Here is a 19,612-nt window from a genome sequence, read left to right as displayed (position 1 = left end):
GATCGTGGGGGCCTGATATTCCGCGACGACGTGCCCGGTTTCCAGCAAGGCGTGTCCTTTCTCAGGAAGGTTAGCGTCCTCGAAGCCAGAGCTTGCTCAAGGCCTCGATCAAGTATTCGGTCAGTTGCTTGAGGGAGGTCTGTTAGCGACTATTCGTCGCCGTCCTGCGGCCGCATATGGAGGTACACCAGGTACAAGCCGGCGGAGGCCCCTATGCCAGCGCCGAGCCACACTATCCAGTGCGTTCCCAGCAAGCGATCCAGCAAAAAGCCTACCAAACTCCAGAAGGCCGTACCGATCACGAGGTAAACGAGAATCATGACCGCTCCGGACAGCCCGCCCTGCTGGACCAGGTCGCCTGCGCTGCGCAGGTCCTTCCGATCCGGCTGGTCGCCGCTGCGCGCAGCACCGTTCTGTCGGTCCGAGGTCATAGATTCCTGCCGTCCTCATCGTGGTCCGAGGCCTCGTCGTGCCGTTCGGGCAACGATTCGACCGTTGAGAAATATGGTATCCGGAGTCGGCGGATGACCCATAGTTGAGTGCCCAGGACCACGACGACGCCGATGATCGCGCCGGACAGAGCCCATCCCCCGGACCATCCGTGCGGGAACGGAATCAGCAACAGAAATACGCCGCCGACCATGGCCTTGAGGACGTAGCCGATCAGCAGGTACAGCGCGGGGTCCTGTTCGAGGCGCGCTACCACCACGCTCAGCAGCCACGCGACGGCCGAGGCGAGAACCACAATCCCTGTGCCGAATGCCGCAGCCGGCGCCGCGCGGGGGGCGTCACAAAGTGCCGCGATCGTGACGAACGTTACAGCGGCAAGGCAGACGTTGCCCAGGGCGGCCTCGCTCAGGGCTCGCCCCGGGGTGTCCGTCTGCCTGTCATGCCGAAGCCACGGGAGGGGCTTCATCGCCGGCGGCCCAGGATTCGACCAATGATGATGGGGAGCGCGAGGTACAGGACCACGATGCAGACCACGAGCAACCCCATCCACATGAGCCCGTCGACCTCGAAGGGCAGGGCCAGCACGGTGATGATGGTGACCGCGACGGTCGCCGCCGTCACAGTCAGGGCCGAACCGATGTGCCCGAAGCCCAAATCCGCCAGCTGCTGGTACACGTGCTGCCGATGAGGCTGGTACCAGGCCTCTCCCCGATAGATCCTTTTGACCAGGGTGAATCCGGTGTCTGCCAGGTAGATGATGAGCGGGGAAAGGATGTACTCGACATAGATGTTGGACAGAAACGCGCCGACCGCGCAGCACGCGATTGCCCCGCCGAGAAAGTACGAGCCCGTGTCCCCCAGGAACACCCGCTTTCCCAGCAGGTTCCAGGGGAGAAAGGCCAGGAAGGCGCCCGCGATCGCAATACCGCACACCACGAGCCACGTCAGATTGGTAGCCCACCCCGCGTAGGCGTAGGCCGCGCCGACCACGAAGCCGTGGAGCCCCGAAATTCCGTTGAGCCCGTCCATGAAGTTGGCGACGTTGATGTAACCGGCGATCGCGAGCATTCCCACCGGAATCCACCAGGCGGGCGTCCCCAGGACGAAGGTCAGGGCCGAGGTGATGGCAAGCCCGATGAGCAGCTGGAGACCCGCCCTGGACCGCACCGGCAACCCTCGGTAGTCCTCGATCCAGCCGAGGGCCGCGGAACAGATCATTCCGACGACCACGGTGGTCATGACGGAACGATCGACGTCGACGAGCGCCATGACCGCGCTGACGCCCAGCGAGAGCAGCGCGGCGAGCGCGGTTGCCAGCCCCATGCCTCGGACGGTCGGAACCGTGTGGGAGGACCTGTGGCCAGGAACGTCCACGATCCCGAGCCAACGCAGGAACGGCAGAATGGCCAGTGGAAGGGCGAGCCCGAGCACCAGGGCCACGAGTCCTGGAACAAGGAATTGGGTCAGTCCGGGCGACGTCGTCTCGATCACGCCGTCTCTCCCCTCTCGCCGTCAGCATCGACGTCCGGCGGGTCGGAAGGATTCGAGGTCGTGCCCTTCTCGGGCGGCGGGACGACGGGTATCTCCTGCGTCGTCGGAATGTTTCCGCGAACCTTCCATTCGTGGCGGTCCAGGCTCTCGGGATCGAGCTGGACGGACTGGGTGTGAGAAATCTGCGGGTGCCCGCGGTGTGTACCGACCTCTCCGGCGCCGACGAGGTCCTCGTGCAACTTCTCCCCCTGGCGCAATCCCGTGAACACGATCTCGATGTCGTTCCTGCCGCTCATCTGGATGAGATGCCGGGCGACGTCGTAGATGCGCACGGGCTGGCCCATGTCCAGAATCAGGACCTCGCCCGGAGCCCCGATGGCGCCGGCCTGAATCACCAGCTGGCAGGCCTCGGGGATGGTCATGAAGTATCGGGTGGCGTCCTTGTCGGTGACGGTGATCGGGCCGCCACGGCGTATTTGCTCGGTAAACAGGGGCAGCATCGACCCTCGGGACCCGAAGACATTGCCGAAGCGCACCGAGGCGTACCGGCCGTCGGTGTGATTGCCCATCCACGCGGTCATCTGTTCGGCCATGCGTTTGGAATGCCCCAGGACCGTGGTGGGGTCGGCGGCCTTGTCCGTGGAGACGTTGACGAAGACCTCGACGTCGACCGACGCCGCCGCCTGGAGCACGTTGCGGGAGCCCTCGACATTGGTCTGCCAGGCCTCGTTCGGATACTGCTCGAGCAAGGACACGTGCTTGAGGGCCGCGGCATGGAACACCACCTGCGGCCTCCTTAGAGCGAAGATCCCGGAGAGGGCCTCCTGGTCCCTGATATCGGCCAGCACCGTGTCCTGACCGTCCAGGAGCCCTCGACCCGTCATGGAAATCTGCGTCGCCTGGAGCGCCGACTCGTCGCGGTCCAGCATGATCAATTCCGCGGGCGAGAAGTGCGCGATCTGGCGACACAACTCCGACCCGATGGAGCCGCCCGCCCCGGTCACCAGGACCCGCTTGTCGGTGAGGTACTTGGCAATGCCTTCGACGTTGATGTCGACGGCGCGCTGACCCACGATGTCCTCGAGCCTGATATCGCGCAGGTCGAGGGTGCTGCCCGTGGTGTTCCCGAAGACATCTCGCAGAGGGGGCGCCGTCAGGATCCGCACGTCCATGCCCTCGAGTTCCTCATTGACCCGCGTCATGAGCGAAGACTTCACGTTGGCCATGGCGATGATGAGCACACTCGCGTTGGAGCGCCTCATGACCTGTCGCAGGTTCGTGATATTGCCGGACACCGGAACAGAGTTGATGCGCAGGTGCTTCTTCGCGGGGTCGTCGTCGATCAGGGCAACCGGGAGGTACGGCGAATCCTTGTCCTGCACCATCTGGGTGATGAGGGTGTTGGCCAGGAACCCCGCACCGTACACGACCGCGTGCGGCGCATGCGCGCTGGGCTTCGACTTGGACTCGACGTACATGCGCTTCAGATAGCGCACCGCGGCCATGAACAACAGCGCGAACGGGAAGGCGATGAGCGGGATCGACCGGGGCATGTGCAACGACACACCGAAAATCAGCAATACGATCTGGACCAGCGAGGTGACGATGACCGTCACGAGCATGAGCGCCTTGGCCTCGTCGAAGCTGCCGAAGCTGTACCGACCTCGGTACAGCGCGAAGAGGCTGCCGACCATGAGTTGGGCTGCCACGGCGACGACGCACACCAGCACCAGTCCCGGCACGTGGACCAGTTTGTAGTCCATCTCGTACCGAAGGAAAAGACTCAGCAGAACCGCCACGACCCACGCCAGGGCGTCCAGAAAGATCTGGGTCCAGATCCAGAACCGTGGACGTTCGTAACCGGTGCTCGACCGGTCACCATACTGTTCGGAACCGCTCATTCGAGGTGGCTTCCTTCCTGTCGCGGGTCATGGGCACCGCGGGACGTCCGCGACTCCCGGGTCGGGCCATGGGACGGACCGTCGGCGCCTTCGGTGTCGCGCGAGCCCCGGGAACCAATGAGCGCGCGGTATGCGCCGATCCTCACCGATCTCGGAACGAGGCGGTACCCGCCGCGCACCACCACATTACGCGCCCACCGGACGGGGCCGATGAAACCGGAGGCACGCAGATGCCTCTGGAGAACCAGTTCCCGCCGCGCGGCGCCCCAGCCTCCCCGGCGATCCCAGGAGGCATGACCGGCCCTGTACTTCACGAGCGGCTCGGCGACGTTCCCGACCGCGTACCCGGCCTCGAGCATCCTGGCCCACAGCCCGTAGTCCTCGGCCCCAGGGATTGGTTCGTATCCCCCCACGGCACCCACCGCTTCGGAATCGAAAACCACCGTGGGATGACACAACGGGTTGCGCAGCGCAGCAATGCGGCGAATCTGCTCCGACCCAGTCTCGACTTCACGTACAGATTGAATTTCGGAGAATGATTCATCCATCTCGAACATCGCCGATCCCACGGCGTGGAATCGCCCATCCCTCACGGAAGGGACCAACGTTTCGAAGCGTTCCGGCAAGGACTCGTCGTCCGCGTCGGCCCGCGCCACCACGCGATAGGAACAAAGCTTCAACCCCACATTGAGGGCGTTGGCCAACCCGCCGTTGCGGCCCAGCCTCTTCACGGAGACTGCAATCCCCTTCTGCTCGATGCCCCGGACGGATTCCCGAACGGCCTCCTCGAGATCGGAGCCGACCGGCCCATCGACGACCAGCACCACCTCGGACGGGGGCAGGGTCTGCTCATGGACGTTGGAGGCAATGGCCCGGCGCAACCCGTCCGGGGTATCACCGTGGTAGACCGGCATGAGAAGGGTAAAACCCTCATGTTCAAGTTCAGACTTATTTTTTCCGGTCGGCTCGACGCCGTGCACCGGGTCCGCACCCGAGGAACCATGGGGCGCCGCGTGGATGCTCAGGTCGTAGCTTCCCTCGAGGACTTCCTCGTTGCTCCGGGGCGCGCGCAGGGCATCGCGAACACCCTGGGACAGGTACCGCAGTACCGCCGTTCTGTCCTCGCTGTTGCGGAAGGTGCGCAGCCACAGCCGCCCCGTGGCGCCCGCGTACAGAATCTTTTCCCACGGAGCCAGGGACTGGCTGCGAGTGAAGACCCACAGCTTGTTCCGGACGTCGTTGTAGAACCGGGGCCCGGGGTCCGCGTCCGTCGTGCCGAACGTCTTGGTGTGATGCACGACCACGGAGGCCGGCAGCGTCACGGCGTCGCGGAACCTCGCGAGCCTGGTCGAATACTCGAAATCGTCGTTCCAAATGAAGTAGTCCGCCCAGGGCAAGCCGATTCTCCGCATGGCTGCCGCATCCATGAGGAGTGAGACAAAGGATCCCGAGCGAATCGTCGTCCCGCCGACCGCAGCAGCCCGCGCCTTCTGTTCGTGGGTGGCCCCGATGCGTTGGATCATGGAGTTCATGGGGTGTTCCCGGCCGTCCGTCCACACCACGTTGCTCGCCACGAACGCGGGCCGCTCCTCGGGCGCTTCCGCGTAGGAGGACCAGGCGGACACGGATTCCGCGAGGGTCTCGGCCAACGGCTCGGTGTCGTCGTCCATGACCCACACCAGGTCGGCGTCGTGCACGGCGAGCGCGCGGTCAATGCCCACCGTGAATCCGCCGGCGCCTCCGAGGTTGTCTCTCAGCCTGACCACGTCGATCGGCAGGCTGTAGTCCAGCTCGTCGAGGAATTCCGGTGTGCCGTCGGTCGACGCATTGTCGACGAGCACGACCTGATCGGGAACCACGCGGCCCCCGGCGATACCCGAGAGAGTGGTTCTCAGCAGACGGAGACGGTTGTAGGTCACCACTACGGCAACCACTCGTGGGCTCGGGGTGTCTCCCGGCCCGGCATCGCTGTTCGGCTGCACTCTTTCCTCTCCCCTCGTGCTCGTCGATCGGACGGCACGAGCTGGTCTTCCTTCCTGCGGCCCGCAGGCCCGTCAGGTGAAGTTAGGGCGATTCGGTCAGTAAGGTGGTGTCCAGAAGGTGCGAGGATTGCACCCATGGAACGGCACGTGACAGTTTACCCCGGCACCCGATGCAAACTCGGTCTATCGTCGGGCTGTCGCGCGGATGAAAGCGAGGAAGCATGAGTCAGAGCACCTGGAGGGTTCTCGGGGCCACGGGTTTCGCGGGTTCTGCGATCATGACCAGACTCCAGCAGGAGGGCATCGGCGCGGCTCCGGTCTCGGCGCCACGGCTGGCCACGTCGTCGGAATCGTCCGGCCAGGTCATCGCCGAGGCACGCCGCCTCGAATCCGTGGTCGACTACCTGGCCGATTCTTTCGCGGGTGCGGAGGTCGTGGTCAACGCCGCGGGTCTCTCGGCACCGGACCAGAACGATCTTCCGTCCCTGGTCGGAGCGAATGCCTTGCTGCCCACCATCGTCGCCGTGGCCGCCCAGCGCACCGGCGTCCGGCGCGTGATCCACCTGAGCTCCTCGGCCGTTCAGGGCTCCCGCCCGAAGCTGGACGCCACCGACGCGACGTCGCCCTTCTCCGCGTATTCCTTCTCCAAGGCTTTGGGCGAGGACTGCGTGCTCCGACTTCGGGACTTCATCAATGCCACCGCCCAGGCCGGGGCCGCACCGGGCTCCGCTGCGTCGGATTTCCCGCCCGCTCCCAGCAACGCCCCGGCCAGGGTCGAGCCGAATCATGCCGCCGAACTGTGCATTCTGCGTGCCACGTCGGTCCAGGGCTCCGGCCGGAAGACCACGTCGAACCTCGCGCGTGTCGCGTCCTCGCCCCTCGCCATGGTTGCGGGCAGGGGCGACCGTCCGACGCCGGTGACCTCGGTGCACGCACTCGCCGAATTCGTGGTCTCTGTCGGCTCGTTCGACGGGGATCTTCCCCCGATCGTTCTTCAGCCGTGGGAGGGTGCCACGACTGCCTCCGTGATCCGGGATGCCGGACGTCGCGAACCCCGCAGGATTCCCGCATTCGCCCTCCGCTGGGGGGTGTCCTTCGGGCACCTGCTGTCCTCCGCGATGAACGAGCGTCTTCAGGGCGCCGTGCGGCGCGCGGAGTTGATGTGGTTCGGTCAGCCCCAGGACGATACCTGGGCCGTCGAGAACGGCCTCCTGCCGGAGCGTCGCATCGGTTCGGTCCTCAGGGAGGCGCACACCGCCACGGGGTCGACCCGCTGAGATTCTGAGCCCTCGGGGGGGGCTCATTCCTCGCCGCGCTCCTGGTCGGGGAAGAGCAGATGACGTGCTTCCTCGACCCCGAGAGGACGCGTCGCAGCGGGCCGCGGGCGGCCGGGGCTCCCGGCTCCGTCCGTGACCTTGCGTCTGAGTTGATCGACCGGTTCCGTGCGCGACGGGGTCGCCGCCGTGGTCCCGGCGGCGAACAGCCCGGCCTCGACGGAGCCGTCCGCGGCGTCCGCGGCCCGGGGGCCATCTCCGGGGCCGTTGATCGGTTCCCGCGTTTCGGAGGCGCCCTCGCCCCCGGCGTCGTCCGGGTCCGCGGGGCTGTGCTCGGGTTCCGCCTCTGCGGACTTCTCCCGATCGAGCTCGTCCTGCGTCACGGCCGTTGGTGCCACGGACCTGATGCGTTCCATGGACAGGGCACCGAGCCGCACCACGACCGGGCGCTGACCCGTGACGTCGATGATCGTGGACGGGGCAGCATCGGAGCTGCGGGCTTCGGCTCCGCGACCCTCCGGCCGTGGTCCGGCGTCGACGATGGCCTCGACCCGCTCACCCAGTTGTTCAACGGCCTCGTCACCGTTCGTCGCCGCCGGCTGCCCGGTTCTGTTCGCGCTCGATACCGCCAGCGGTCCTGTCCGTCTGAGGATCTCCCGAGCAAGCTCGTCGTCCGGAACCCGCAGCCCCACGGTCCCCTGGGTCTCCCCCAGATCCCAATTCAGCGAGGGCTGGGAAAACACGATGAGGGTGAGGGCTCCGGGCCAGAACGCCTCGGCCAGGGCGTGGGCATCCGCGCTCAGGTCATCAGCGAGCCCGGGCAGAACACTCGAATCGGCAATCAGCACGGGAGGCGGCATCCTCCGTGACCTGCCCTTGGCGTTGAGAAGCTGCTGCACGCCCCCGCGCGAGAAGGCGTCGGCCGCAATCCCGTAGACCGTGTCCGTGGGTATCACTGCGGTCCGTCCGTCCAGAACGGCTTTCTCGATGGCGGCGATGGCCTGCTCGCGCTCGTCGTCGGTGGCGACGGTGTATACGGTTGCTGTCACGTTCGATGCGGCTTTCGTTGCTTCGGTTGTTGCGGTCCGTGGTCGACGGAATCCTCAGACACCAGAGTAACCCTTGGTTGCTCGTGGCCGCCCGGTCAGATCGTGGATGGTCTCGACCTCGTGGAATCCGAGCTTCGAGAACATGCGCGCTGCTGCCTCGGCCTGGACCTCGGCGTGCTCCATCACGAACAGGCCACCGGGGCGGACGAGTTCGGACGCCCGCTGGGCAATGTCCTTCGGGATCGCGAGGCCGTCTTCGGACCCGCCGTAGAGTGCCATGGACGGGTCGTGATCGGCGACCTCGGGGTCCTTGGGCACGGCCGTGGTCGGGATGTAGGGCGGATTGGACACGACGACGTCGACGCGCCCTTCCCACCCCGGGAGCGCCCGGGTCGCGTCCTGGACCAGTATCGATACCGGCAGGCCCGTCAGTTCCGTGTTTCTGGTCGCCCATTCCGCCGCGCTGCGGGACAGCTCCACGCCGTAGACCTCGCACCCCGGGTTCTCCTGGGACATCGAGAGGGCGAGGGCTCCGGACCCGGTGGCCAGGTCCACGGCCACGAGTCGGTCCCGGCCCGCCGCTTCGTTCTCATGAGCACGTCGACGCAGGTGCGCGTTGACGTGGTCGATGAGAACTTCCGTTTCGGGACGGGGGATGAAGACGCCAGGGCCCACGTGCAGCGTGAGATTCCGAAAATAGGCCCGCCCGGTCAGGTGCTGGAGGGGAACACGTGAGGCCCGGGCGGCGACGATCTGGTCGAAGCCCTTCGGCGTGTCCAAGGTTCCTGCCGCCGCTCCTGCCATGACCTCTCCCCGCGAGACCTCCCCACCGCGGTCGGTGGCCACGAGGTGGGCGACCAGCAGTTCCGCGTCGGCTCTGCCGGATTCGATACCCACGGTCTTCAGCCGCCGCGCCGCCTCGCGCAGGGCCTCGGCAAGCGGCAGGTCGTCGAGGTCACGTCCCGAGAGGGCCGCTCCGGGTTCGGCGTCCGAGGAGTGTTCCGACACGGCCTACTCGGCGTCCTGGCCCAGGGCGGCGAGACGGTGTTCCTCGTCCATCTGGATCGCCGACTGGATCACGGCCTCCAGGTCACCGCTCATCACGGTGTCCAGGTTGTACGCCTTGTACCCGGTCCGGTGGTCGGCGATCCGGTTCTCGGGGAAGTTGTAGGTGCGGATCCGCTCGGAACGGTCCATGGTCTTGACCTGGGACTTTCGGTGCTCGGCGGCCTCGGCGTCGATCTGCTCCTGCTGGTGCGCCAGGAGCCGGGCGCGCAGCACGCGCATGGCGGCCTCGCGGTTCTGCAGCTGCGACTTCTCGTTCTGCATGGCCACCACGATTCCGGTCGGCAAGTGCGTGATGCGCACCGCCGAATCGGTCGTGTTGACGGACTGACCGCCGGGCCCCGAGGACCGGTACACGTCGATCTTGAGATCGTTCTGGCTGATGTCGATCTCCTCGGGCTCATCCACCTCGGGGAAAACGAGAACGCCCGCGGCCGAGGTATGAATCCGCCCCTGGGATTCGGTGACCGGGACGCGTTGCACGCGGTGCACGCCGCCTTCGTACTTCAGGTGCGCCCACACGCCCTCGGCCGGGTCGGTCGAGGAGGTCTTCACGGCCATCTGGACATCCTTGTATCCGCCCAGGTCCGAATCGGTCGACGACAGGATCTCGGTCTTCCACCCCTTGCGTTCGGCGTAGCGAGCGTACATGCGCAACAGGTCGCCCGCGAACAGGGCCGATTCGTCACCGCCCTCGCCGGCCTTGACCTCGAGGATCACGTTCCGGCCGTCGTCGGGATCCCGAGGGATGAGCAGCCGGTGCAGGCGCTGTTCGGCCTCTTCGAGCGACTCCTCGAGGGTCGGAATCTCATCGGCGAATTCCGGTTCTTCCTCGGCCATCTCGCGTGCGGCCTCGAGGTCTCCCTTGAGGGACTCGACCCTTCGATATGCCTCGACGATGCCGTTGAGCTCGGAATACCGACGCCCGAGCTTACGAGCTCTTCCCTGGTCGGCATGAACCGCCGGGTCGGCGAGCTGCTGCTGCAACTCCTGGTGCTCATCGAACAAGGATTGGATGGAATCGAGCATGAGGTCCTCGGTGATCGAAAGTCTGGTGCGGCCTCCATTGTCTCACTCGCTCCGGGCCGCACGGACGGAGCGCGAAAAACCGGCGCCCGGTCCCACCAACAGTGGATCCGGGCGCCGGTCGTGGGGTGCTAGTCGTCGGACTTGGAGCCCAACGTGGTCTTCTGCACCTGGAGCAGGAACTGCACGTTCGTCGGGGTGTCGCGCAACTTGCTCGTCAGCACCTCCAGGGCCTGCTGCTGATCCAGGCCCGCCAGAACGCGACGCAGACGCCACATGATCTTGATCTCGTCCTGCGAGAGCAGATTCTCTTCGCGGCGGGTGCCGGATTCGTTGACGTCCACGGCCGGGAAGATCCGCTTGTCCGCGAGCTGACGGGACAGGCGCAGCTCCATGTTGCCGGTTCCCTTGAACTCCTCGAAGATGACCTCGTCCATCTTGGACCCGGTCTCGACCAGCGCCGACGCGAGAATGGTCAGCGAGCCGCCCTCTTCGATGTTCCGCGCGGCGCCGAAGAAACGCTTGGGCGGGTAGAGCGCGGCGGAGTCCACACCACCGCTGAGGATCCGGCCGGAGGCCGGTGCCGCCAGGTTGTAGGCCCGGCCGAGGCGGGTCATCGAGTCGAGGAGGACGACGACGTCGTGCCCCATCTCCACGAGACGCTTGGCTCGCTCGATCGCCAGCTCTGCGACGGTCGTGTGATCGTCTGCGGGACGATCGAACGTCGAAGCGATGACCTCGCCATTGACCGTGCGCTGCATGTCGGTGACTTCCTCGGGACGCTCGTCCACCAGAACCATCATGAGGTGGACCTCAGGATTGTTGGTGGTGATCGCGTTCGCGATGGACTGCAGCATCAGCGTCTTGCCCGCCTTGGGCGGGGAAACGATGAGGCCGCGCTGGCCCTTGCCGATCGGGGCAACGAGGTCGACCACGCGAGGACCGATCTTCTTCTGCTCGGTCTCGAGGCGCAGACGCTCGTTGGGGTACAGCGGCGTCAGCTTGTTGAATTCGACCCGCTCGTTCAACTCTTCCGGCTTCTTGCCATTGACGCTGGTCAGCTGGACCAGAGCATTGAACTTCTGGCGCGAGTTGTTCTGGTTCTCGCCCTCGCGCGGCGCACGAATCGCACCGACGACGGCATCGCCCTTGCGCAGGTGGTTCTTCTTGACCTGGGCGAGCGAAACGTAGACGTCGTTCGGACCGGGCAGGTACCCCGAGGTCCGCACGAACGCGTAGTTGTCCAGGACGTCCAGGATTCCGGCGACCGGCAGCAGGACGTCGTCCTCGGTCACCTCGGTGTCGTCGACCTCCGGACCGTTGTTGCGGCCGCGCCGACGGTCGCGACGGTCGTTCCGGTTCCGGTTCCGACGATTCCGGCCCTTGCGGTTGTCGTCGTCCTCCGGACCGTTGTTGCCGCCCTTGTTGCGGTTGTTCCGACGGTCGTTGTTGTTCTTGCCGCCGTCGTTCTTGTCGTTGTTGTTGTTCCTGCCGCCGTCGTTCTTGCCGCCGTCCTCGGAGTTGTTGTTGTCCTTGGAACGGTTGTTCTTGTTGCGGCGGTTGCGGTCGTTGTTGCCCTTGTCGTCTCCCTTGGAGTCATTGCGACGGTCGTTCTGACCGTCCTGGTCCTGGGAGCCGCCCTGGTTCTGACCGCGCTGGTCGTTGCGTTTGCCGCGGTTCTGGTCCTGCTCGCGGTCTTCCTTGTGATTGCCCTTCTGGGAGTCGCCCTTCGTGGACTCTCCCTGCTGGGCCTCATTCTGCTGCTGGTCGCCGGTCTCGGCGGCCTGGCCGGTGCTCCCGGTCCCTGCGGCGTCGTTCTTCGCGTCCCCGCCGGAGGCACCCCTGCGGGACCGGCCGCGTGAGGAGCGTTCCGACTGGTTCTTGCCCGACGCGGACTCGCTCTCCGTGGACTTCTTGTCGTCGGAGCCCGCCTCGGCCTGGGCCTGGCCCGAAGCCTTCTGGTCCGAGCCCTTCTTCTGGGACGACTTCTCCTCGCGATCGGCGACCGCTGACCCCCGCTGGTGGGCGGAAATCGCGTCGACGAGCGCGGATTTGCGCATCCGGCGGGCTCCGACGATGCCGAGCTGTGAGGCGAGGGCCTGCAATTGGGCCAGTTTGAGAGCGCTCAGTCCTCCGTTGCCCTTGCCCTGCTCGGAGGACTGGGCAGAAGCGGCGCCCTGCGTATTCTGAGATTCTGGGGACTCGCTGCTGCGAGTCTGTTCAGCCGAACCGTTGGTTGGCTGGTCCGCACCCGATAGGTCGGTCGATACGGTCACGAAGGATCCTTCCCCCTCGACGTGGGTTCCGCATGTGAAGCGGAATCCGAATATTAATGGTCAGTACGCACCGCCAGAAAATAACGCGATACGTACGAAATCCCCGCACCAGAGAGTGCGGAAATCAATGACGCGGTCTGAGTCCTCGTCGACTCGAAGAAATTCGAGACGAGGTGCAACGATCCTCGCGGCTTGATCATGCGAACTCGGCCCACGGCAGAGCACGCCGTCATTCCGCGACGACCACGGCTCAGGAACAAGAGACTGACGCGTCGATCCGCCAGAACAGCGGATTTTCATGTCCCGATCGGAGGAAAACATCGATCCCGGAGATCGACCATCCGGTCGGCGAGCACCGGTTCTTCAACGAAGCGTTCCGGGCTCAATGTGGTCAACTATAACACCGTTGCCGTCCACGGTCAGCCTTTCGACATCCCAATTCACGATTCGATCATCGAGGACGTTGGCCGGCGTGTCGTAGAAGTCGTCCATCGCCTCCGCCGCGCGTTCGGCTTCGGAGACATTAGCTGCGAGCACCAGGACCGTGGGTCCCGCACCGGAAACGATAGCTGCCAGCCCCCTGCCCCGCAGGTGGGCGACCAGGGCAGCGCTCGGCCCCATGGCGCTGGCGCGGTACTGCTGATGAAGAGAGTCCTCCGTCCCGGCAAACAGCTCGGAGGGCTCATCCTTCATCGCATGGACCAAGAGCGCGGCCCTGCCGGAATTGACCGCCGCTTCGCGGTGCGGAACCGATTCCGGGATCAGACCGCGCGCAATTCGCGTCGGGACCTCGTAGTCCGGCACGGCGACGACGGGCACGACGTCGTCGTGAACGGGAACGGAGACCGAATGGAAACCATCGGCTCCGGAATAGGAGATCACCAGGCCGCCGAAGAGTGAGGGCGCGACGTTGTCGGGGTGCCCCTCCATCTGGGAGCAGATCTGGAGCATCGCGTTCTCGGACAATCGAAGGTCTTGGGGAACCATCGCGTTGGCCGCAACGACGCCCGCGACGATTGCCGACGCGGAAGACCCCATCCCCCGGGAATGGGGGATGCCGTTGACGGCTTCGACCCGGAGCCCCGGCAGGGCATGCATCCCGATGGCCCGCCAGGCCGTGCGCATGGCCCGAATCACCAGGTGTTCCTCGGTTCGGGGAACCGATCCGCTGCCCTCGCCCCGTACGTCGAGGACCAGCGGCTCGTCGGTTCTCTCCACGGTCAGCTCGTCGTACCTGCCCAGCGCAAGCCCGAGACTGTCGTACCCGGGCCCGACGTTGCCGGTAGATCCCGGGACACGCACCCGGACCGCCGTTCCGACGGGAATGAGGTCCGTCCCGTAGGAAGCCGCGGATTCGCCGTCGACCAGGGGTGATGAGCTGATATCCATGATCGGTTCCTTACTCCAGGCCGAGTGCGTCGGCCACGGACACGACGTCGAAAGGAACCTTCGTGGGCTCGATGTCATCGCCATCCGCACCACGAAGCGCCCACTGGGGGTCCTTGAGGCCGTGCCCCGTCACCGTGATGACAATCGTCGCCCCGGTCGGCGCCTGGCCCGCACGGTGCTTCTTGAGCAAACCTGCGACCCCCGCCGCGGAGGCGGGTTCCACGAACACGCCTTCCCGCGAGGAGAGCCACCGATGTGCCTCGAGGATTTCATCGTCCGTCACGGACTCGATGAGCCCGCCGGACTCCTCCCGTGCGGTTTCCGCCTTGTCCCACGACGCCGGGTTGCCGATGCGGATCGCGGTGGCGATCGTCTCGGGCTCGCTGACGGGATGGCCCAGCACGATGGGGGCCGCGCCCTCGGCCTGGAAACCCCACATGGCCGGCGTCTTCGTGGCGACGGGCGCGATCGTCTCGCCGGCGTCATTGACGTACGGAGCCGCGTACTCCTTGTAGCCCTTCCAGTAGGCCGTGATGTTCCCGGCATTGCCCACGGGCAGCAAGTGGTAGTCCGGTGCATCGCCCAGCACGTCCACGACCTCGAAGGAGCCCGTCTTCTGCCCCTCGATGCGGGCGGGATTCACGGAATTGACCAAGAACACCGGGTAGCTCTCCGCGAGTTTTCGGGCGACCTCGAGGCAGTTGTCGAAGTTGCCCTCGACCTGGAGCAGCTCGGCTCCGTGCGCGATCGCCTGCGACAGTTTGCCCATCGCGATCTTTCCGTCCGGCACCAGGACGCCGCACTTGAGACCCGCCTGGGTCGCGTATGCAGCGGCGGAGGCCGAGGTATTTCCTGTCGAGGCGCAGACCACGGCTTCGGCCCCTTGCTCCTTGGCGGCGGTGATGGCCATCGTCATGCCGCGGTCCTTGAACGACCCGGTCGGGTTCATCCCCTCGAACTTGATGTAGACCTCGTTGCCGGTGTGTTCCGAGAGCTTGGGCGCGCGGATCAGGGGGGTTCCGCCTTCGCCGAGCGTCACGACCTCGGTCTCGTCGGTCACGGGGAGCCGATCGCGGTACTCGTGGACGACCCCTCGCCAGACGTGTGCCATGGAATTCCTTTTCTGTGTTGAACGAAACCGGGTTGGTGCCCGGTCGGACTGGTGGACGGTGTGTTCAGCCCTCGACCTGGATCACCGAGGTGACGTCGTAGACCGTGGTCAGGGAGGACAACTCATCGATCGTGGAGCGGAGGCTCTCGTCGCTGGTCTTGTGGGTCACGATGCGGATCGTGGCGTGATCGCCTTCGACGTCCTCCTTTTCCCGATGTTTGGTCTGGTGCATGGTCTGGATCGAGACGCCGTGTTCGGCGAACACGTTCGCGATGGCGGCCAGCACCCCCAGCTTGTCTCTCACGCGCAGACCGACGGTGTACCGGGAGACGACGTTGGACAGCGACGTCGCCTTCAGCCCGGCATAGGAGGAGTCCGGGACACCCGGCCCGCCGAGGACCGATCGGCGGGCGAGCGAGACGAAATCGCCCAGCACCGCCGAGGCCGTGGGCGCTCCCCCGGCGCCCGGACCGTAGAACATGAGCTCTCCGGCATCGCGGGATTCCACGAAGACCGCGTTGTACGCGTCCCGGACGCTGGCCAGTGGATGGGACCGAGGGATGAGCGTGGGATTGACGCGAATGTTGACGCCGTCCCCGTCGAGTTCGCACACCGAGAGCAGCTTGATCACGTAGCCGTCCTCGGCCGCGGCGGCGACGTCGTCGGCCGTGATGTCCCTGATGCCCTGGCAGTGCACGTCGTCGATCGTGAACTCGGAGTGGAAGGCCAGTGATGCGACGATCGCGGCCTTGGCCGCGGCGTCGAGACCGTCGACGTCGGCGGTCGGGTCCGCCTCCGCGTAGCCGAGATTCTGCGCCTCCGTCAGGGCGTCGTCGAACTGGGCGCCCGTGGAATCCATCGCGTCCAGCATGAAGTTGGTGGTCCCGTTCATGATGCCGAGGACTCGGGTGACCCGGTCCCCCGCGAGAGAGTCCCTCAACGGACGCAGAATCGGAATCGCGCCGGCCACCGCGGCCTCGTACGAAAGCTGGGCGCCGTTCTCCGCCGCGGCCCGGTGGAGTTCCGCACCGTGCGCGGCCAGAAGGGCCTTGTTGCCCGAAACCACGTGCTTGCCCTGCTCCAGGGCCCGAAGGATGCGGGTCCGGGCGGGCTCCATGCCACCGGTGAGTTCGATGACGACGTCGGCCCCATCGATGAGGGTCTCCGCATCCGTGGTGTAGAGGCCCGGGTCCGCCTGGTAGTCCCGCTCGGCGTCGAGCGAGCGGACGGCGATGCCGATCAGCTCCGGAACGGCACCGATGCGTCGGGACAGTTCCTCGGAATCCTCCGTGAGGGCCTTCGCTACCTGCGAGCCCACGGTTCCGGCACCCAGGAGTGCCACCTTGATCGTCGATTCGGTCATAGTCTCTCCTATTGCGTCGGGATGCGTCCTCAGAGGGCGGCGTCCCTGGCGAAAAGATCGTCCTCGGTCTCGCCGCGCACGATGGTGCGCGGTGTCTGCCCGGACGACGTCGCGACCACTCCGGGCCGCGGCAGGTAGTTGTAGTTGCTCGACAGGGACCAGCAGTATGCCCCCGTCGCGGCGACCGCCAGGATGTCGCCGCTGCGCAGATCCGCGGGAAGATAGCAGTAGCGGACCAGAATGTCTCCGGATTCGCAGTGTTTGCCCACGACACGGGACAGGACCTGTTCGCCCAGCGGTTCCCGGTTGGCAAGGACCACGCTGTAGTCGGCGTCGTAGAGAACCGGACGAGCATTGTCCGACATGCCGCCGTCCACCGCGACGTAACGCCTGACCTGGGTGCGGCCGGACTCGGCGTCGATCGCGACATCCTTGATCGTGCCGACGGTGTACAGCGTCGTTCCCGCGGGCCCGCTCAGAGCACGTCCCGGCTCGATCGACAGGTGCGGAATCCGAAGCCCCAGCGCCGAGCAGGACTTCGCCACGCTGTCCGCGAGGTCTTTGGCAATGTCCCGGGCCGGACGAGGCGCGTCCCCGGGAATGTATCCGATGCCGTATCCGCCGCCCAGGTCGAGTTCGGGGATCTCCCGCTCGATGCGTCCGGTGACCTCGGCGATGAACGCGAGGAGCCGTTCGGCCGCCAGGGCGAACCCATCGGCCTCGAAAATCTGGGACCCGATGTGGCAATGGAAACCGCGAAGGTCGATCCCGCCCAGCGCCTCCGCGACCAGGGCCGCCAGCATCGCCACCGAATCTGACGAGGAAACGGCCGTTTCCGACCGGAGCGCGGGATCGACGTCGGCCTCGGCCAGCGCGGCGGTCCCGTCGGCCAGCGAGAGACCGAATTTCTGGTCCTCGTGGGCCGTCGCGATGAAGTCGTGCGTCTCTGCGTGGACACCCGGGGTGATTCGAATCATGACCGGCGCCGTTGTGTCCATGTCGCGCGCAATGCGGTCGATCTGGACCAGTTCCGGCACGGAATCCGCGACGATCCTGCCGACGCCGTTCTCCAGGGCGCGCCGGATTTCCGTCTCCGACTTGTTGTTGCCGTGCAGGGCGATGCGCTGGCCGGGCATGCCCGCGGCCAGACCGAGACCGAGCTCGCCGCCCGACGCGGTGTCCAGGTTGAGGCCCTCCTCCTGGGCCCACCGGACGACCGCGGCACACAGAAAGGATTTGCCCGCGTAGTAGACGGAGACTTCCGCCCCGTGGTCGCCGAAGGCCTCTTCGAAGGCCTGCCGGTATTCGCGGGCGCGGCTTCTGAAGGTGTCCTCGGACCAGATGTATCCGGGAGTCCCGAATTCATCGACCAGATCGGAGACGGTGTGCCCGTCGATGGTCAATTCTCCTCCGGTCGACCGTTCGAAGGACGGGGTCCAGATGTGGCGGTCGAGGGCGGCCGGATCGGAGGGCAGCCGCAGCCACTCGGGCACGGCGGCAGATGGTGAGTTCGCCATTTACATCCTCTCCGGTGCGGTCACACCCAGCAGATGGAGGCCGTTGGCCAGAACCTGGGTCACGGCGTCGTTCAGTGCAAGCCGCGTACGGTGCGTGTCGGTGATGTCCTCGGTGCCCTTCGGGGTCACCCGGCAGGCGTCGTACCAGCGGTGGTAGGCCCCGGCCAGGCGTTCGAGGTAGCGGGCGACTCGGTGGGGTTCGCGGAATTCGGCCGATTCGGCGATCACGCTCGGGAACTGACCGAGCTCCGCCAGGAGCTCCTCGTCCGCCGGGGTGTTCAGCAGCGCCGCGTCGAAGGTCTCGTCCGAACGCACGACGCCGGCGTCGGCCGCGTTCCGGGCCACAGCGCACGTCCGGGCGTGAGCGTACTGGACGTAGAACACCGGGTTCTCGTTCGAACGACGGGTCAGCAGGTCGAGATCGATGTCGATGTTCGAGTCGACCGAGAACCGGGTCAGGGAATACCGTGCGGCGTCCGTGCCGACGGCGTCGACCAGATCTTCCAGGGTCACCACGGTTCCCGCACGCTTGGACATGCGCACGGCCTCGCCGTCCCTGACCAGGTTGACCATTTGGCCGATCATGACCTCGACGGCGTCCGGGTCGTCCCCGATGGCGGCCGCCGCGGCCTTGAGACGTGCGATGTATCCGTGGTGGTCGGCCCCGAGCATGTAGATCGCCAGGTGTGCGCCGCGCGCTCTCTTGTCGGCGATGTAGGCGATGTCGCCGGCGATGTACGCGGCGTTGCCGTCGGATTTGATGACCACCCGGTCCTTGTCGTCCCCGTAGTCGGTCGAGCGCAGCCACCACGCGCCATCGGCGTGGTAGAGCTTGTCGCTGCCCTTGAGCTGCTCCAGGATCTTCTCGACCTGCCCCGATTCGAACAGCGAGTTCTCGTGGAAGTAGACGTCGAAGTCGACGCCGAACTCGTGCAGGGACTTCTTGATGTCCGCAAACATCATGTCGACCCCGTAGGACCGGAAAATTTCCTGCGGGTCGTCCGCGTCCAGGGCGTCGGGCACCTCGCGCAGGACGCGCTGGGCGATGTCCTCGATGTACTGGCCGCCGTAGCCGTCCTCGGGTGCCGGTTCCTGGCGCGCCTTGGCCAGGAGCGAGTTCGAGAAACGATCGATCTGGGTCCCGTGGTCGTTGAAGTAGTATTCGCGGGTCACGTCGGCCCCGTTCGCCTCCAGGATGCGCGCCAGCGAATCACCGACGGCGGCCCACCGGGTGCCGCCCAGGTGGATCGGGCCCGTGGGGTTGGCCGAGACGAACTCCAGATTGATGTGCGTTCCCTCGAGTTTCGAGGAACGCCCGTACTCTGGTCCCGCCGCGAGAATGCTCTTGGCCAGGACGCCGGCCGCGGCGGCGTCGAGAACCACATTCAGGAAGCCTGGGCCCGCAATGTCCACGCCCGAGACACCGTCCACGGAAGCGATCCGTTCCGCGAGGATCTGCGCGACGTCGCGCGGATTCTTGCCGACCTTCTTGCCGAGTTGCAGGGCGATATTGGTGCTCCAGTCGCCGTGCGCCCGATTCTTGGGTCGTTCGACCCTCATCTCGGGGAGCGTCTGGCCTTCGGACAGCACGAGCTGGCCGGCGTCGATGGCCTCGTGCAGGCACGCGGAAATTGCTTCGGAGAGTTCTTCGGGAGTCACCCGGTCAGTCTACAAGGAATGCCGCGGCCGCCGATTTCGTGACGTGCCGGGGTCTGTTG

Annotated in this window: 15 protein-coding genes; 1 reads left to right on the top strand and 14 read right to left on the bottom strand. The window is 66.0% G+C overall.

The window, feature by feature from the left end; all coding sequences use genetic code 11:
- Window positions 1–149: 149 nt before the first annotated feature.
- From EWU68_RS01865 to EWU68_RS01845, 5 genes are read right to left on the bottom strand one after another with little or no spacing between them, the layout of a single operon-like run.
- Entirely contained in the window at window positions 150–431 is a 282-nt protein-coding gene (locus EWU68_RS01865; RefSeq protein WP_129314162.1) for a hypothetical protein, read from the bottom strand.
- Window positions 428–916 carry a hypothetical protein gene (locus tag EWU68_RS01860; protein WP_129314161.1) on the bottom strand — a complete coding sequence of 163 codons (489 nt, stop codon included), beginning with the start codon at window positions 914–916 and terminating at the stop codon, window positions 428–430. The genes EWU68_RS01865 and EWU68_RS01860 overlap by 4 nt, the downstream gene beginning before the upstream one ends.
- A complete protein-coding gene (locus tag EWU68_RS01855; RefSeq protein WP_238692251.1) occupies window positions 913–1,941 on the bottom strand; it encodes an MraY family glycosyltransferase in 1,029 nt (342 codons plus the stop codon). The genes EWU68_RS01860 and EWU68_RS01855 overlap by 4 nt, the downstream gene beginning before the upstream one ends.
- Complete coding sequence (locus tag EWU68_RS01850) at window positions 1,938–3,842, bottom strand: nucleoside-diphosphate sugar epimerase/dehydratase (RefSeq protein WP_129314160.1); 1,905 nt, start codon at window positions 3,840–3,842, stop codon at window positions 1,938–1,940. The genes EWU68_RS01855 and EWU68_RS01850 overlap by 4 nt, the downstream gene beginning before the upstream one ends.
- Window positions 3,839–5,824 carry a glycosyltransferase gene (locus tag EWU68_RS01845; RefSeq protein WP_129314159.1) on the bottom strand — a complete coding sequence of 662 codons (1,986 nt, stop codon included), beginning with the start codon at window positions 5,822–5,824 and terminating at the stop codon, window positions 3,839–3,841. The genes EWU68_RS01850 and EWU68_RS01845 overlap by 4 nt, the downstream gene beginning before the upstream one ends.
- 221 nt (window positions 5,825–6,045) lie before the next feature.
- Here EWU68_RS01845 and EWU68_RS01840 point away from each other — a divergent pair, with 221 nt between their 5' ends.
- Window positions 6,046–7,101: an NAD-dependent epimerase/dehydratase family protein gene (locus tag EWU68_RS01840; RefSeq protein ID WP_129314158.1), complete on the top strand. Its 1,056-nt coding sequence runs from the start codon at window positions 6,046–6,048 to the stop codon at window positions 7,099–7,101.
- 23 nt (window positions 7,102–7,124) lie between these two features.
- On the opposite strand, the gene EWU68_RS01835 is transcribed toward EWU68_RS01840, so the two are convergent.
- The 9 genes from EWU68_RS01835 to argS all read right to left on the bottom strand — a co-directional run bounded on the left by EWU68_RS01835 (window position 7,125) and on the right by argS (window position 19,553).
- The gene (locus EWU68_RS01835; protein WP_202976674.1) at window positions 7,125–8,147 is read right to left on the bottom strand and encodes an L-threonylcarbamoyladenylate synthase; all 1,023 of its coding nucleotides are present in this window, start codon (window positions 8,145–8,147) and stop codon (window positions 7,125–7,127) included.
- A gap of 54 nt (window positions 8,148–8,201) precedes the next feature.
- The gene (prmC, locus tag EWU68_RS01830) at window positions 8,202–9,155 is read right to left on the bottom strand and encodes a peptide chain release factor N(5)-glutamine methyltransferase (protein ID WP_238692250.1); all 954 of its coding nucleotides are present in this window, start codon (window positions 9,153–9,155) and stop codon (window positions 8,202–8,204) included.
- A 3-nt stretch (window positions 9,156–9,158) separates the two neighbouring features.
- A complete protein-coding gene (gene prfA, locus EWU68_RS01825) occupies window positions 9,159–10,241 on the bottom strand; it encodes a peptide chain release factor 1 (protein WP_129314157.1) in 1,083 nt (360 codons plus the stop codon).
- Between the two features lie 128 nt (window positions 10,242–10,369).
- Entirely contained in the window at window positions 10,370–12,514 is a 2,145-nt protein-coding gene (rho, locus tag EWU68_RS01820) for a transcription termination factor Rho (RefSeq protein WP_129314156.1), read from the bottom strand.
- A 363-nt stretch (window positions 12,515–12,877) separates the two neighbouring features.
- Window positions 12,878–13,903 carry a homoserine kinase gene (gene thrB / locus EWU68_RS01815; protein ID WP_129314155.1) on the bottom strand — a complete coding sequence of 342 codons (1,026 nt, stop codon included), beginning with the start codon at window positions 13,901–13,903 and terminating at the stop codon, window positions 12,878–12,880.
- A 10-nt stretch (window positions 13,904–13,913) separates the two neighbouring features.
- Entirely contained in the window at window positions 13,914–15,014 is a 1,101-nt protein-coding gene (gene thrC, locus EWU68_RS01810) for a threonine synthase (RefSeq protein ID WP_129314154.1), read from the bottom strand.
- Between the two features lie 64 nt (window positions 15,015–15,078).
- The gene (locus EWU68_RS01805; RefSeq protein WP_129314153.1) at window positions 15,079–16,377 is read right to left on the bottom strand and encodes a homoserine dehydrogenase; all 1,299 of its coding nucleotides are present in this window, start codon (window positions 16,375–16,377) and stop codon (window positions 15,079–15,081) included.
- Window positions 16,378–16,406: 29 nt separating this feature from the next.
- On the bottom strand, window positions 16,407–17,894 hold the full coding sequence (locus EWU68_RS01800; RefSeq protein ID WP_129314152.1) for a diaminopimelate decarboxylase family protein: 1,488 nt from the start codon (window positions 17,892–17,894) through the stop codon (window positions 16,407–16,409).
- A complete protein-coding gene (argS, locus tag EWU68_RS01795; protein ID WP_129314151.1) occupies window positions 17,895–19,553 on the bottom strand; it encodes an arginine--tRNA ligase in 1,659 nt (552 codons plus the stop codon).
- Window positions 19,554–19,612 lie beyond the last annotated feature (59 nt).

Origin of the sequence: Rothia koreensis, assembly GCF_004136575.1 — a bacterium.
Taxonomy (GTDB): domain Bacteria; phylum Actinomycetota; class Actinomycetes; order Actinomycetales; family Micrococcaceae; genus Rothia; species Rothia koreensis.
Note: the sequence above shows the minus strand (reverse complement) of the source record. Positions and strands in the feature narration are given on the sequence as shown.

Excerpts from the sequence above, each read along its gene's own strand:
- EWU68_RS01865 (WP_129314162.1), bottom strand. The coding sequence starts at position 431 with ATGACCTCGGACCGACAGAACGGTGCTGCGCGCAGCGGCGACCAGCCG.
- EWU68_RS01860 (WP_129314161.1), bottom strand. The coding sequence starts at position 916 with ATGAAGCCCCTCCCGTGGCTTCGGCATGACAGGCAGACGGACACCCCG.
- EWU68_RS01850 (WP_129314160.1), bottom strand. The coding sequence starts at position 3,842 with ATGAGCGGTTCCGAACAGTATGGTGACCGGTCGAGCACCGGTTACGAA.
- EWU68_RS01840 (WP_129314158.1), top strand. The coding sequence starts at position 6,046 with ATGAGTCAGAGCACCTGGAGGGTTCTCGGGGCCACGGGTTTCGCGGGT.
- prfA (WP_129314157.1), bottom strand. The coding sequence starts at position 10,241 with ATGCTCGATTCCATCCAATCCTTGTTCGATGAGCACCAGGAGTTGCAG.
- thrB (WP_129314155.1), bottom strand. The coding sequence starts at position 13,903 with ATGGATATCAGCTCATCACCCCTGGTCGACGGCGAATCCGCGGCTTCC.
- thrC (WP_129314154.1), bottom strand. The coding sequence starts at position 15,014 with ATGGCACACGTCTGGCGAGGGGTCGTCCACGAGTACCGCGATCGGCTC.
- EWU68_RS01805 (WP_129314153.1), bottom strand. The coding sequence starts at position 16,377 with ATGACCGAATCGACGATCAAGGTGGCACTCCTGGGTGCCGGAACCGTG.
- EWU68_RS01800 (WP_129314152.1), bottom strand. The coding sequence starts at position 17,894 with ATGGCGAACTCACCATCTGCCGCCGTGCCCGAGTGGCTGCGGCTGCCC.